Origin of the sequence: Paenibacillus sp. FSL R10-2736 (genome assembly GCF_038000245.1) — a bacterium.
Taxonomy (GTDB): domain Bacteria; phylum Bacillota; class Bacilli; order Paenibacillales; family Paenibacillaceae; genus Paenibacillus_AQ; species Paenibacillus_AQ phytohabitans.
The window spans coordinates 1,064,026-1,077,334 of sequence record NZ_JBBOBN010000002.1 but is presented as its reverse complement, the minus strand read 5'-3'; the positions used below and the strand labels follow the sequence as shown (position 1 = coordinate 1,077,334).

Here is a 13,309-nt window from a genome sequence, read left to right as displayed (position 1 = left end):
TATGATATTCATATATTTTCACAAAAACTGGCGCCTAAGCAAACCCTGGCAGCAGTCTTTAATCGACATTTCTAGGGAGTTTGCGTAGAGGGCTGAAAATCTGCACACGCAGGAATCCATTTTTAGAGCAGCTGAATCCAGCCAATCATTGACACCCAGAGCGGAACGCTAAGGAATAACCCGAATAATAAACCGCGGCGGAGATTTCCTTCATGACTCATTGCCATTCTCCTTTTAATCTGATTTATTTTTAATCTTTAATATTTCAATTTTAATATAAAATAATTTTTATTATCTTATTGTGAATTATGTCACATTAATAGCCCTCTTTTTTAAATACTATTGATTTTTTTTGAACTTCGGGTTAAATTACGAATATATGTTCTCATTAGAGGGGTGAGATTGATGCACAGAGCTGAGAGCCAGGACAATATGCTGGTGAAATCATATATCTTGCTGCCGCTCATTTTATCCGCCTTTGAACGCGATGCTTCCATCCTATCTGCAGAGCTGCGCACACCCGCTCCTTACCTGGAGGTTGTCCGGACAGCGGCGGGTGCAGCCATAGCCGATCTGCGGAATGTCCGCACCGAGATGAGAGCCCGTGGTCTGAAGGTCTATGCACAGCAGCAGCTGGAAGTTGGCATTGAAGCCAAATTTGTCTGCAGGGGTTATCATGAACGGATGCTGCTGCTGGATGATGTCATTACCGCCCAGTCTACTATCCGCATGCGCAGATATCTGGGTCTTGGCACTCCGGACTCAACCGCCTTGAGATGAACAGCATTCTGGCGATGTTAATTCTCAGCGTTTCTCCCCTCATAAAAAAGAGGCCCGCCATGATCGGCAAGACCTCAGGGTACCATATTACACCGGGGGATGTTTGGTAACCCCAATATACATCCCTTACCTGAAAATAAGCTGATACCCAGATAAAGATTACATTAAAATCGTCCAATACCCAAGCGTGCCGCAGATAACCACAGCCGCTACGGGATACAGGATCTTCCGGCTTACCTGATCCTTAAACACAATAAACAAACAAAGCATACAAAGCCATGCGATAAGAAGGCTGCCCATCTCTTATGCATACGCTCCTTCCCGGCAATTCTGCCCTGGCTCCTGCAGCATACCGCCGCAGAGCCCGCTTTCCATATATATAAGAAGATTACCCGCTGAATATCCCTATCATACCCGCTGACAGCTGATCTGCATGAAATTTTTATTTATTTGGCCACAAACGGATTCACCACTCCTGCTCAAGAATGGGATATTCCCAGAAACCTAAGCGCCCCTTGACAGGTATAGGATGAGCCAGCGCAACTACCCCCTCCAGCTTCCAGGCATACCGGCCTTCTGCATAATCGCCGAACACATATTCATTCCCGCCCGGCCAGCTCTGCTGCGCCTGCTGAGGCGTAACCCCACAGCAACCGGCCAGCCGGCTGGCGCAAGGATTACTCCGGAGGGCAGATTATCCGCGGTGTAGCCGTGCCGGGCAAGCACTGATTGATACGGCTCCGTCTTGCATATGGCCTTATCTACCTGCATACCGGCATGGATGGCTAAATCCCCCCGGTAAGACGTCGGCCAGGAACGGGTCTCGATCTGTTTTTCACCCAGCGCAATTAAGGTGGCCCAAGGCTGGCGAATCGTCAGACACTTCATACAAGGCTTGCCTCCATTCCAGAAAACACATAATGTCCAGTTTACACTCAGCTTCCCAGTTGTTCAAAAACTGTATGAGCAGCTTCATCGACCGGTAAGTAGGCCTCAATTCTTGGATATAGATGATGGCCAGCGGAAATATGAATTTGCTTGTACCGGATAGGAACCAACTTATCTGAGGCACCCATTCTGGCTAAGATCATTTTGTGCTGACCATACTCGTTACCTGTGTTGTCAGGCCGCTTATTCCAGTACTTATTGAAATCACTGTATTGCCGGAGTCTTTCGAGGCTATGCGTATACCATGGCTCCTGTCTGGAGCCGGTGTGTAATTTTTGGTAAGCATGTATACCCTCCACTGCATGAGATTCCCATAATTCAAAGGATGCGGCATTGAAGGTCGAGCGGGAGCGCACAGGATAATCCGTATTGAAGTGAAGATCTGCCATATTCAAGTCTTTATAGAAAGCTTGATGTGCAGGCAACTCAAATAACCGGCTAAACCGTTCATTCACCGCCTTGATATTTAACATGTGGTTCACAATCATTGCCGGCAGCGGCAGGCTGCTCAGGATCTGCCTCACTTCTTCCAGCGCCTGCTCCATAGCTGCTCCTTCAAGAGCCGGATAGACCGGGAGATAACCGGCAGCCAGCAGCAGAGCATTCCGTTCAACGGCTGTACACTCCAGATATTCAGCAATACAGATAATCATCCGGCGATCCGGCATACGGTGTGAGCGTCCCATTAATAGGTTTTTATACGTAGGGCAAGCCATATCGTTAAGCTCCTGCTGAGTAAACCGTTTCAACAACGGATGGGGTTGATTAGCATAATCCAGTTGACGTGTTACGCGAAGATTCTCAATTTCAGCGATTACCCCCTTCAACGTCTCATCCTGAACGTCCCTATCCTTACGTATAGTCATCAGGCTCACCGCCTTTACCATATTGAGGTGTAATTCTACTCTTGGTACAAGCCAATTCCTACAGTATACTCCACTATGAAAACAGGGCGCAATTTCCATTACGCTTCTAATTATATTTATGGAGGAGATCCTATGAATCGTGCAATTGTTACAGACTCACCGGCTCATGGATATTTGACCGTCAAGGAAGTCGCCGCACCGGAGGCCCAGCCCGGGGAGGCAATCGTTAGAGTGCATGCTTTCTCCCTTAACCGGGGTGAAGTTGTTGATGCAAGGAAGGAGGCTGAGGGATTCCGGCCGGGCTGGGATTTTGCCGGAACTGTTGTCCAGCAAGCCCGGAATGGCACCGGACCCAGAGAAGGAAGCCGTGTCACCGGGCTTCTCCCGATGGGGGCATGGGCAGAGCGAGTAGCAGCTCCCGCTTCGTTCCTGGCAGAGATACCGGATAACGTAACCTTCGCCCAAGCCGCCATTTTGCCTGTAGCAGGCCTGTCCGCACTTTACACCCTTAGAAAGGGCGGGATGCTGCTCGGCAAGAAAATATTGATCACCGGCTCCACTGGAGGCGTGGGAATCATGGCTCATCAGTTAGCCGCACAGTCCGGGGCATTTACAGTAGGTGTAGCAAGAACAAAGGAAAAAGCCCAGGTTGCCCGGGAAGCCGGCGCTAATGAGGTTGTGGTTGGAGAAGCTGCGATATCTCAGGCAATTCCTTTCGGGCCTTATCATCTAATTGTGGATTCGGTGGGCGGTGATACACTGGCTGCTTTGATGCCTCAGCTGGAACCGGGAGGGACCCTAGTCTCGATGGGACATTCAGCCTCTCCTTATTCCACACTTGATGTCAGAGGCTTAGGCGGCAGAACCTTGTACAGCTTCTTTCTTGGAGAAGAAGCTAGCCGTTACTCCGTAGCCGACGATCTCAAACTGCTGGCCGGCCTCCTCTCAACAGGCCAATTAACACCCCTCATTGAAGTGGAAGCGTCATGGGAGAAGATAGCGGAGGTATCCGAGGCGCTGCTGGAACGCAGATATTCCGGTAAGGCCGTGCTGTTAGTCGATTAATTCTGATATAAAAAGCGCCTGTAAAGCACGCACGACAGATATGGCAGACCCGTTTCACCACAAAAGAGGTTAAATTGGTCATAATGTTCTCAATCTCTTAAATGGAGGATTAGGCAACAATCTCAATGAATCAGGCTACCCCCCATTGTATTGAAGGAGGATAATAAACATGCAGAACTAAATAAATAAAGAAAGAAAGGATGAATATAATGGAAGATAGCATTAACCCCTCCCATCCTTATATTGGGATGTGGGTAACCGCAGATGGTTATATAAGGCATGAATTACTGCCTAACGGCCGCTATGATGAAGCACGCGGAAGCAGAAAAAGCGCTTATCAAGGAAGTTATTCTATTACAGGTGATCATATTGAATATGTAGATGATACCGGCTTCACCGCCGATGGTGATTTTCGCGATTCGGTGCTCTATCACGGAGGCATGGTCTTGTATCGGGAGTAAACCAAGTTTCCACATAACAGGAATAACAAAAACACCGCATTCTCAGGAGAATTGGCGGTGTTTTTGTGTGATGCAACTATATCGTTTCCCGGAACCGATGTACATCCCGAATAGGCGGCTGGCCGAACAAGCGGGCATACTCACGATTGAACTGCGTGGCGCTCTCATAGCCAACCTGATAAGCGACACTTGTCGCATCGCTCGTTGTCGCCAGGAGAATTTTCCGAGCTTCTGTCAGCCGCAGGCGTTTCTGATACTGGAGGGGGTCATTGCCGTCACTTCTTTGAAACAGGCAAAAAAAGATGATTTGCTCATTCCGGCTGCTTGCGCGAGCTTCTCCACCCGCATGGGTTCCGCATAGTGGAGATTCATCCCTTCAATCACGTGGGCAATTTGATGGGCACGGCTGCCCAAGAGAGCGAACTGCCGTATAGAGTCCCCTTGCTCAGTCTGCAGCATACGGTAAAGAATCTCGCGCACTGCATAAGGAGCCAGCACCGGTAGATCATCCGGCGTATCCAGCAAACGGATTAGATGCATGACAGCCTCATGAAGCGGATCGCTCATCCGGCTGATAACCAAAGCGCGGGGAGGTTCTTGTCCTGTGTTTTCTGTGACATTAGATTGTTGAATCACATCCAAAATCTGATCCATATCGAACTGTAGCTGAAGGGACAAGTACGGGGTCTCTGGAGAGGCTTCAATGACTTGTCCGGTAATTGGCAGGTGCACGGAAGCGGCCAGATAGCTTCCGTGATTATAACAATAGCTTTCCGGTCCCAGCATTACCCGCTTGGCACCTTGAGCAATCACACACAGGGATGGCTTGTATACCGCAGGCACTGGCGCGGATATGTCGGAAGAACGAATAAAAGAAAGAGCAGGATAGGCGGTAACGATGGTCCCATCTTGTACGGCAATACGTTCGATTCGTTCGGTCAATTCAGTCAAGCGTATTCCTCCATTCTGCGACTATTACAATTTACTTTATTGCATTTTGGAGGATTAGGCAATCTCTTCACAGTATCCGGCTACCGCAAGCTTTGAAGTCGGCAGCATAATGAACATGTAACACCTAAGCGTATTTCATTCATAAAAGGAGCGGTGTGGCATGTCGACATTAAAAGATAAAGTAGTGCTTATTACCGGTGCCAGTAGCGGCATTGGAGAAGCGACCGCCAAATGGCTCGCTAAGCGTGGAGCACAGGTGGTGCTCGGTGCAAGACGGACGGACAGGCTAGAAAAGCTGGCGGAGGAGATCAGAAACGCGGGCGGGATTGCTGAATACCATTCCCTCGACGTAACGGATTTTGAGCAAATGAAATCAATCGTCCAATTTACAGTTCATCAATTCGGACGCCTTGATGCCCTTGTAAATAACGCAGGTGTGATGCCGTTATCGCCACTTGATGCATTAAAGATCGAGGAGTGGAACCGTATGATTGATGTCAATATTCGCGGTGTGCTGCACGGGATCGGAGCTGCTATTCCCGTAATGAAGGAACAGAATTCCGGCCATATCATCAATGTTGCCTCCGTTGGCGCATATACTGTCTTTCCGAAATCATCGGTTTATTGTGCCACCAAGTTCGCGGTCCGGGCGATTACAGAGGGCCTGCGTCAGGAGTTGGGAGCAACAATCCGTACGACGGTTATTTCTCCAGGCGTAACCGAATCCGAACTGGCTGATACCATCACTGATGAGTCAGCCCTCGAGATGATGAAATCCTTCCGGGCCAATGCTTTGCCCTCTTCCGGTATTGCCCGCGCCATTGCCTATGCCCTTGAGCAGCCTGCGGAAGTGGATGTAAATGAATTGATCGTGCGCCCAATGGGGCATCCGGCTTAAACCGCTAAGCAGATTAGGAAATAAGACTTGACGGCTACCAAAAGTGAATTCCGTTACTTCACTCGAATATGGTAGAAGAATGGTAGAGGTTTATGGTGGTACAGAAAAAAGCGCGGCCTCCGAAATCCCCGGAGGCCGCGCTGCATATGAATTCAAAAGATGCTGGTGAAGGGAATTGAACCCCCGGCCTACGCATTACGAGTGCGTTGCTCTACCCCTGAGCTACACCAGCTTAAAGGATAGTCTGCCTGCCAAACAAAAAATATTATAACTCTTTCAGCAGAAAACGCAACCCTTTTTGATCATTCGCGCTGCCTAGTCCTGCATTAGCCCCAGCCCGCGGAAATATCCCAGTGCCTCCTTAGCACTTTCCAACGAGGACACGGCATAAGCCTCTTGCTCTACTATATAGTACAGAATCCCGCTCTCCTCTGCCTTGTCGAAGACGCTCTGGAAATCAACCTGCCCTTTCCCGAGGTCAGTCTCTTCATTATTTGCCCCGAAATCCTTAATGTGAACCAGCGGAACACGGCCGGCATAACGGGAGACATAGTCAATAGGACGTGCTCCGCCCCTGTGTACCCAGCCCAGATCGAACTCTGCAAACATATGCTCCGCAGGAATCTGTTCCAGCCATATATCGATGACTGCTTTGCCGTCTACCTCTGCAAATTCATAATCATGGTTGTGATACCCGTACTGCAGGCCTGCTGCACGGACCATCGCGGAGGCCTTCTCCAGGAAGGGAATCACCGCCGTCACATCCTCCATTGAGGGGTTCTGCGGAAGCGGTGCCGAAGGGGTGATCATATATTGTAATCCAAGTTCCTTCGCATATTCAATTTCTTTGGCTAACGCCCGTTCCATGTTATCCAGACTGCTGAAATCCAGGCCCACATGCGCCGAAGGCGCAGCAAGACCCAACCGGTCCAATGTACGGCGCAGTTCTCCTGCAGACACGCCGAAATAACCGGCGAATTCTACCGCCTGATATCCCATCTCCGCAACTTTGCCCAGTGTACCCAGGAAATCGCGCTCCGTCTGGTCACGCAGTGTGTACATTTGAATCCCGATCTGCTGTGAGGCTTTTGCCATGAAAGATCCGCTCCTTATAGGTTGAATCTGATTACAACTACAGGTACTCTTTACTCTCCTTGCAGCTTGCGTTCCACGGATTCCAGCTTGCTGCGGCTCGTAGAAGGCTTGTCACGACGGTCATCAATCTTAAGCGAGGTGGAAACCCGCTGTGCTCCTGACGTAAACGGCGACTCATGCAGCGCTTCTACCGCAGCAAGAATCCGTGCAACCGGTCCTTCAATAATAGTCCCCATCGAAGTAAGCTCATAGGTAATCCCCTCCACGGTCTGCAGCACACGCTGCATATCGGCCACATAGCTGCTGAGACTGGTACTGCCAGTGCCAATCGGAATAACGGTCACTTCGCCAATCGCCATTATGAAATCCCTCCTGCAAGTTTGATGAGTCTGCTCTGTCCTTACTCCTTAATTGTAACCCTTCAGCGCCTCTCCCACAAATACCCATAGACACCCCCTCTCTATTACTATCTTCCCCGTAAAATTACCAGGATTAGACGCACTCTATTTATGGAGTCTTTGTGGCATCTTTTGGGACAATTTATGACTCATTTAAGGCCATATCCACAGGAAAGTTGTGGATTACCTGTGGACTAACTGTGGATCATCTGTGAGTAAACCTGCGGAACCCGCTCCCCGCGCGGATTCGCAAAAAAATGTTTACAAACACAATATATTGAGTTACTTTTATTTAACAACAACAAAATATAGTAGAAACAGGTGTTTCGCCCTCTTGCCAGGGTTGAAGCTTAATAGGGAAACACGGTGCAAATCCGCTGCGGTCCCGCCACTGTAACCGGATGTTCCAGCTGCCAGACGCCGCTGGAGCAGCATCCTAAGGCAACAAGCCACTAAGGGGCTGCGAGGTCCCTCGGGAAGGCGCCGGAGGGCATGCCGGAAGCCAGGAGACCTGCCTGTTTCTGTGGCACCGGTTAGACTCCTGCGAGGAACAGGCGAGGTGCCCGCATGCGGCCTGCACGAGCAGAGTTAGCCTTTCCGTTAATCGGGCCAGAGGCTGCCGATACCTGAGGACGATAGAATATCGTCCTCAGGTATCGGCTTCTGCGGAAGGTACAAGAACAGGTTCCAGAACAGGACAAGCCCTGTGCCCGTTCGTATTTTCCACATAGACCACCGGCAAATGTCCGCTGTTTCGGATATTTGCAATACGCATTCGGGCATTTCCCGCCTCCCGGCTGGAGATGCCTTTTTACTGATGTCATGGAGCACACGCTTCACGCTTACGATACCGAGAGGAGAGAGCTATACAATGACGCTGCTGGAGAAACGATATAACGAAGGACAAGCTGCACAGGAAGTTCTTTTGGAAGAAGTTATTCATTTGGGACGGGATATTATCGACAGCCGGGATTTGGATCTGCTGCGCGAGAACGCCAACTTGAACGGGGAGAGCTTCTCCGGCAAGATGAGCAAATTCGGCAGTGAATATTCCAAGTGGTACGCCCGCAATTTCACGATGCCGCCACAGCTCGTGCAGGCTATTGAAGATAATGTTGTATATGTACATGACCTGGATCAATATGCCATCGGAACAACCAACTGCATCTTTATCCCGTTTGAACGTCTGCTCCGCGAAGGCTTCAATACCGGCAACGGCAGCGTCCGCCCTCCGAATTCGATTATGACGGCTATGTCGCTGGTGGCGATTATTTTCCAGTCCCAGCAGAATGCCCAGTACGGCGGCGTATCCGCCAACAAGCTGGATTACGATCTGGCGCCTTATGTCACTAAATCCTTCGCTAAGCTGTTCCGCAAAGGAATGGAATATTTCGAGGAAGGTACCGCCGGCGAAGCGCTCGGAGAGGTCACTATGACCCGCAGCGATCTGGAAGAGAAGTATCCGCGTGCCTTCCGTTTCGCCCTGAAAGAGACAGAAATTGAAACCCTTCAGGCTGCGGAGAGCATGGTACATAACCTGAATACCATGTCCAGCCGCTCGGGCGGCCAGATTCCTTTTACCAGTATCAACTACGGAACCTGCACCTCTCCGGAGGGCCAACTGGTGATCAGCTCCCTCTTAACTGCTACTATGAACGGACTTGGCAGCGGAGAAACACCGGTGTTCCCGATTCAGATCTTCAAGTGCAAACAGGGTGTCAACCAGCAGCCTGGTGATCCTAACTATGAGCTGTTCCTGAAAGCGGCAGAGTGCTCTGCACGCCGGCTGTATCCGAACTTCGCCAATCTGGATGCTCCGCTGAATATGCAGTACTACGATCCAACCGATCCGGATACTGAATTTGCTACGATGGGCTGCCGGACACGTGTTCTGGGCGACCGCTTCGGGCGCAATCACTGCTCGGGCAAAGGCAACCTTTCATTCAATACGCTTAACCTTGTACGTCTTGGTCTGGCTTACGGCACAGTAACCGGCCGCCGCCTTGCCGCTGATGAGGAAGGCTTCTTCGAAGATCTTAATCATTATATGGATGTTGCGCTGGACGGCCTGTTGCACCGGTTCCGCATTCAGGCTTCCCAGAAAGCCAAAGCCTCCGATTTCATGATGCGTGAAGGCGTCTGGGAAGGCGGCGAACAGCTTGCACCGGAAGACAGCGTAGGTGAACTTCTGAAGCACGGCAGCCTGTCCCTTGGTTTCATCGGTATGGCCGAGTGCATGAAGGCTATGTACGGCAAACACCATGGCGAAGATATGGAGGTCCATGCCAAGGCGGTGGCTATTGTCCGCCACATGCGTGAATACTGCGACCGCAAGAGCGAAGAGCTGGATCTGAACATTACTCTATTCGCTACGCCTGCCGAAGGTCTCTCCGGCAAGTTCACCAAGATAGACCGCAAGGTTCTCGGTTCCATCCCGGGTGTAACGGACCGTGAATACTATACGAATTCATTCCACATTCCGGTCTATTACGACCTGAGCGCAGCCAAGAAGATCAGCCTGGAAGCTCCATTCCATGAATATTGCAACGCTGGAGCGATCTCTTATGTAGAGCTGAACGGCAACGCCCGCAGCAACCCTGCAGCATTCGTCAAAATCATCAAATACGCGCTGGAGCAGGACATCAGCTATTTCAGCATCAACCACCCGATCGACCGCTGCTCCGGCTGCGGCCACGAAGGTGTAATCGGCACGACTTGCCCATCCTGCGGCGCTCATGAAGATACAACGCATATCCGCCGGCTGCGCCGGGTAACCGGATATCTGACCGGCGACTATCAGACCCGCTTCAATGCCGCCAAGCAAGCCGAAGTACGGGACCGCGTTAAGCATCTATGAACATCTGCGGATATTATCCGGAGTCGATCAATGAAGGAGAGGGATTGCGGGCGGTCCTCTTCTTCAGCGGATGCCGCCACCGCTGCCCCGGATGCTTCAACCCGAAGACCTGGAACTTCAATTATGGAGAGGTCTTCACTCCGGAGCGCAGGCGCGAGATTATCACCGAGATAGCAGATAATCCGCTGCTGGACGGCTTGACTCTGGCAGGCGGGGACCCTTTTTTCTCGGCAGAGGGAGCGGCTGACTTCATCCATGAGCTCCGCGCCGAGCTGCCGGGCTTCCCGGTCTGGATCTATACCGGTTATACGTACGAGGAGCTGACGGCTTCCCCCGGTTCTCCGGAATGGAATCTGCTGGCCCTGTGCCAGGTGGTCATTGACGGACGATTTGTAGAGGAACTCAAAGATACCACTCTCCCCTACCGGGGAAGCAGCAACCAGCGGATTATAGATATCCCGGCAAGTCTTGCCGGAGATACGGTTATACTTTGGGAGCCTGCGCTAAGCTTTCAAAGGGCATAAATCACGGTAAAAGCCGGGCTTACACCCAGCAAAAAGGGCACTAAACTACCGCATTCCGGTGGTTTAGTGCCCTTTTATGTTCCTCAGGAGGGTGATATCTTACGCCTACTCTCCCGACTTACGTGCCGCCTTATGCGCTGTCTCGTCCGCCAGCTCCTCCAGCACGCTGTTCAGCCGCAGCTTCAGCTCCTCGGCCAGCTCAACGACACCCTGGTCGTTGCGCACAGCCTGCGAGTCTACCGCGTAGACTCCGCCAAGAATATGCCGGGCGCCCAGCACAGACAGCACCGGCTTCAGCGCATAGTCGATCGCAAGCAGATGGGCCAGGCTGCCGCCCATGAAGAGCGGCAGCACGATTTTGCCGGCCAGCCCTTTTTGCGGAACCAGATCCAGGAAGGTCTTCAGCACTCCCGTATAGGAAGCTTTGTACACCGGACTGACGACGATCACCGCATCCGCTTCAGCCACCAGGCCATTCGCTTTGACGATGGCTTCGCTCTCAAACCTGGTATGAATCAGATCCTCCGCCGGAAGCTCCGCTACATTAATCCGTTCCACTTCAAACCCGCGTTCCCGCAGATCCCCCTCCGCATATTCGATCACCGCATTGATTCGGGATACCAGGGATGGCGTACCGTTAATTACCACTATTTTGGCCACTTCCGCACCTCTTCCGTCCGCTTTTATAAGATATGCCGGGCTGCTGTGCCGGACACAAATACTTTAAATTAGTAATAATCCTAGCAGAGTACAGGGAATATTGTCAAACCTCAAATGTGCTTGCAACCCGGCCCTTCTCTGGTTATAATAAACGGCAAACCTATATCCCGACCAGGCCAATGACCGGCATCCAACCGCGAGGCGTCTGCGACCGGAGCAATTCTCCTGTTCCCTAAGTTTACCGGGTTTCGCCCGTTACCGCGAAGACCAAAGAGGGCCTTATTCCGTGCTTTACAGCTGTTTTACCGGAATGGGGTCAACCTGGGTGGCACCGCGAGCTGACGCTCCTCGTCCCATGGATGAGGGCGTTTTTTGCATTTTTTTAACACAAAAGGAGCGATAGCGGCATGCTGGACATGAACTGGATCAGGGAGAATGAGGACATTGTACGGAAGACGGCAGAGTGGAAAAAGGTAGCGTTCCCGCTTGCGGAGCTGCTGGAATGGGATGACCGGCGGCGGGTTGCCCGCCGGGAAACCGAGCAGCGCCGGGCAGAGCGCAATGCGCTGACCAAAGAGGTTGAGCGCCTGCTGCGCCAGGGCGATGCTACAGGCGGAGAACAAGCGAAAGAGCAGGTGCGGGAGATCAATGCCCAGCTGACCGCACTGGAGGCGGAGTTGTTGGAGGCGGAGCGCCGCTGCGGCGAGCTGCTGCTGCTCGCGCCGAACCTCATATCGGCCGATACGCCGATCGGGCCGGATGACAGCGCGAATGTGGAGCTGCGGCGGCATGGCGCGCCGCCGGTGTTCGGCTTCAGCGCGCGTGACCATGTCGAGCTCGGAGAGCTGCACGGCATCCTAGACATCCCGCGCGGCGTCAAAGCCGGCGGACCCCGCAGCTATGTGCTGAAGGGGGCCGGGCTGCTCCTGCATCTGGCCGTACAGCGGCTGGCGCTGGATGTGCTGATGCAGCGCGGCTTCACCGTGATGGATGTGCCGGTAATCGTCCGGCCGGAAGCGCTGGAGCGGACCGGGTTCTTCCCGGGCGGCATGGATCAGACCTATGAGCTCACGGGAGAAAAACGCTGGCTCGCCGGCACCTCGGAGGTGTCGCTGGTCTCGCTGTACAGCGATGAGATTCTCGATCTTGAAACGCCGCTGCGGCTCGCCGGAATGTCGGCCTGCTTCCGCCGCGAGGTAGGCTCGGCAGGCCGCGATGTACGCGGGCTGTACCGTGTGCACCAGTTCTCGAAGATCGAACAGGTGGTGATGTGCCGGAACGATCCCGGAGAGTCGGAGCGGATGCTGCAGGAGATTCTCGGCAATGCCGAGCATATTCTCCAGCTGCTGGAGCTCCCTTACCGGGTAGTGGCCGTCTGCAGCGGCGACATGGCGATGAAGACACATAAGCAATATGACATTGAGACCTGGATGCCCAGCAGAGAAGCCTTCGGCGAGACCCACTCGGCCTCGAATCTGCTCGACTTCCAGGCCCGCCGCTCAGGTATCCGCTACCGTGATGAAGACGGGCGGCTGCAGTACTGCCATACCCTGAACAACACGGCGGTAGCTACGCCGCGCATTCTGATTCCGTTGCTGGAGAATCATCAGCAGGAAGATGGATCGGTCTATATCCCGCAGGCACTGCGGCCTTACATGGGCGGTGCAGATAAGCTGATGTTATAGAAACAAGTGGAAACGGCTTTGCCGTCCTTATAAGGACGGTATCATTAACGGCCTCGCCTCCTTCAATGGGCAGCGGGGCCGTTTCTATTATCTTTCATACTTTACATTGCATTAACATTAA

The 13,309-nt window shown here is 52.3% G+C and carries 15 protein-coding genes, 1 tRNA gene and 1 riboswitch; of the genes, 7 read left to right on the top strand and 9 right to left on the bottom strand.

Annotated features, from left to right (window positions below; translation table 11 throughout):
- Positions 1-405: 405 nt before the first annotated feature.
- Positions 406-780: a hypothetical protein gene (locus tag NSQ73_RS32785; RefSeq protein WP_042133162.1), complete on the top strand. Its 375-nt coding sequence runs from the start codon at positions 406-408 to the stop codon at positions 778-780.
- A gap of 543 nt (positions 781-1,323) precedes the next feature.
- Here NSQ73_RS32785 and NSQ73_RS32780 read toward each other — a convergent pair.
- A complete protein-coding gene (locus tag NSQ73_RS32780) occupies positions 1,324-1,668 on the bottom strand; it encodes an ASCH domain-containing protein (protein ID WP_340990362.1) in 345 nt (114 codons plus the stop codon).
- A gap of 47 nt (positions 1,669-1,715) precedes the next feature.
- Positions 1,716-2,594: an MmyB family transcriptional regulator gene (locus tag NSQ73_RS32775; RefSeq protein ID WP_039307633.1), complete on the bottom strand. Its 879-nt coding sequence runs from the start codon at positions 2,592-2,594 to the stop codon at positions 1,716-1,718.
- Between the two features lie 132 nt (positions 2,595-2,726).
- On the opposite strand from NSQ73_RS32775, the gene NSQ73_RS32770 reads away from it, so the two are divergent.
- Together NSQ73_RS32770 and NSQ73_RS32765 are read left to right on the top strand one after the other, a co-directional pair.
- Positions 2,727-3,659, top strand: coding sequence for a zinc-binding dehydrogenase (locus NSQ73_RS32770; protein WP_340990360.1), 933 nt, complete (start codon positions 2,727-2,729; stop codon positions 3,657-3,659).
- 209 nt (positions 3,660-3,868) lie between these two features.
- Positions 3,869-4,120: an Atu4866 domain-containing protein gene (locus tag NSQ73_RS32765; protein WP_340990359.1), complete on the top strand. Its 252-nt coding sequence runs from the start codon at positions 3,869-3,871 to the stop codon at positions 4,118-4,120.
- 76 nt (positions 4,121-4,196) lie between these two features.
- On the opposite strand, the gene NSQ73_RS32760 is transcribed toward NSQ73_RS32765, so the two are convergent.
- Together NSQ73_RS32760 and NSQ73_RS32755 are read right to left on the bottom strand one after the other, a co-directional pair.
- The gene (locus tag NSQ73_RS32760; RefSeq protein WP_340990723.1) at positions 4,197-4,358 is read right to left on the bottom strand and encodes a helix-turn-helix domain-containing protein; all 162 of its coding nucleotides are present in this window, start codon (positions 4,356-4,358) and stop codon (positions 4,197-4,199) included.
- A complete protein-coding gene (locus tag NSQ73_RS32755) occupies positions 4,355-5,071 on the bottom strand; it encodes an AraC family transcriptional regulator (protein WP_340990358.1) in 717 nt (238 codons plus the stop codon). The genes NSQ73_RS32760 and NSQ73_RS32755 overlap by 4 nt, the downstream gene beginning before the upstream one ends.
- 160 nt (positions 5,072-5,231) lie before the next feature.
- On the opposite strand from NSQ73_RS32755, the gene NSQ73_RS32750 reads away from it, so the two are divergent.
- A complete protein-coding gene (locus tag NSQ73_RS32750) occupies positions 5,232-5,969 on the top strand; it encodes an SDR family oxidoreductase (RefSeq protein WP_042133152.1) in 738 nt (245 codons plus the stop codon).
- Between the two features lie 160 nt (positions 5,970-6,129).
- On the opposite strand, the gene NSQ73_RS32745 is transcribed toward NSQ73_RS32750, so the two are convergent.
- From NSQ73_RS32745 to NSQ73_RS32730, 4 genes are all read right to left on the bottom strand, one after another.
- Positions 6,130-6,201 (bottom strand) — tRNA-Thr (locus tag NSQ73_RS32745).
- Between the two features lie 83 nt (positions 6,202-6,284).
- Entirely contained in the window at positions 6,285-7,064 is a 780-nt protein-coding gene (locus NSQ73_RS32740; protein WP_340990356.1) for a sugar phosphate isomerase/epimerase family protein, read from the bottom strand.
- A gap of 50 nt (positions 7,065-7,114) precedes the next feature.
- Positions 7,115-7,423, bottom strand: coding sequence for an MTH1187 family thiamine-binding protein (locus NSQ73_RS32735; RefSeq protein WP_042133148.1), 309 nt, complete (start codon positions 7,421-7,423; stop codon positions 7,115-7,117).
- 341 nt (positions 7,424-7,764) lie between these two features.
- Positions 7,765-7,995, top strand: a riboswitch (cobalamin riboswitch).
- A 116-nt stretch (positions 7,996-8,111) separates the two neighbouring features.
- Positions 8,112-8,237, bottom strand: a complete 126-nt coding sequence (locus tag NSQ73_RS32730; RefSeq protein ID WP_256704072.1) for a hypothetical protein — start codon at positions 8,235-8,237, stop codon at positions 8,112-8,114.
- A gap of 96 nt (positions 8,238-8,333) precedes the next feature.
- Between NSQ73_RS32730 and NSQ73_RS32725 the strand changes: the two genes are divergently transcribed.
- A complete protein-coding gene (locus NSQ73_RS32725) occupies positions 8,334-10,319 on the top strand; it encodes an anaerobic ribonucleoside triphosphate reductase (protein WP_340990722.1) in 1,986 nt (661 codons plus the stop codon).
- Positions 10,316-10,843 (top strand): anaerobic ribonucleoside-triphosphate reductase activating protein, encoded by a 528-nt coding sequence (nrdG, locus tag NSQ73_RS32720; RefSeq protein ID WP_340990354.1) that lies wholly within the window; start codon positions 10,316-10,318, stop codon positions 10,841-10,843. Before NSQ73_RS32725 ends, nrdG begins: the two co-directional genes overlap by 4 nt.
- Positions 10,844-10,948: 105 nt before the next feature.
- Here the strand turns inward: nrdG and ssuE are convergent, their stop codons facing one another.
- Positions 10,949-11,503 (bottom strand): NADPH-dependent FMN reductase, encoded by a 555-nt coding sequence (ssuE, locus tag NSQ73_RS32715; RefSeq protein WP_076248839.1) that lies wholly within the window; start codon positions 11,501-11,503, stop codon positions 10,949-10,951.
- 407 nt (positions 11,504-11,910) lie between these two features.
- Between ssuE and serS the strand changes: the two genes are divergently transcribed.
- Positions 11,911-13,188, top strand: a complete 1,278-nt coding sequence (serS, locus tag NSQ73_RS32710) for a serine--tRNA ligase (RefSeq protein WP_340990353.1) — start codon at positions 11,911-11,913, stop codon at positions 13,186-13,188.
- The last annotated feature ends 121 nt before the right edge of the window (positions 13,189-13,309 follow it).

Coding starts and splice junctions, on each gene's coding strand:
- NSQ73_RS32785 (WP_042133162.1), top strand. CDS start 406: ATGCACAGAGCTGAGAGCCAGGACAATATGCTGGTGAAATCATATATC.
- NSQ73_RS32780 (WP_340990362.1), bottom strand. CDS start 1,668: ATGAAGTGTCTGACGATTCGCCAGCCTTGGGCCACCTTAATTGCGCTG.
- NSQ73_RS32775 (WP_039307633.1), bottom strand. CDS start 2,594: ATGACTATACGTAAGGATAGGGACGTTCAGGATGAGACGTTGAAGGGG.
- NSQ73_RS32770 (WP_340990360.1), top strand. CDS start 2,727: ATGAATCGTGCAATTGTTACAGACTCACCGGCTCATGGATATTTGACC.
- NSQ73_RS32765 (WP_340990359.1), top strand. CDS start 3,869: ATGGAAGATAGCATTAACCCCTCCCATCCTTATATTGGGATGTGGGTA.
- NSQ73_RS32750 (WP_042133152.1), top strand. CDS start 5,232: ATGTCGACATTAAAAGATAAAGTAGTGCTTATTACCGGTGCCAGTAGC.
- NSQ73_RS32740 (WP_340990356.1), bottom strand. CDS start 7,064: ATGGCAAAAGCCTCACAGCAGATCGGGATTCAAATGTACACACTGCGT.
- NSQ73_RS32735 (WP_042133148.1), bottom strand. CDS start 7,423: ATGGCGATTGGCGAAGTGACCGTTATTCCGATTGGCACTGGCAGTACC.
- NSQ73_RS32730 (WP_256704072.1), bottom strand. CDS start 8,237: ATGCGTATTGCAAATATCCGAAACAGCGGACATTTGCCGGTGGTCTAT.
- NSQ73_RS32725 (WP_340990722.1), top strand. CDS start 8,334: ATGACGCTGCTGGAGAAACGATATAACGAAGGACAAGCTGCACAGGAA.
- nrdG (WP_340990354.1), top strand. CDS start 10,316: ATGAACATCTGCGGATATTATCCGGAGTCGATCAATGAAGGAGAGGGA.
- serS (WP_340990353.1), top strand. CDS start 11,911: ATGCTGGACATGAACTGGATCAGGGAGAATGAGGACATTGTACGGAAG.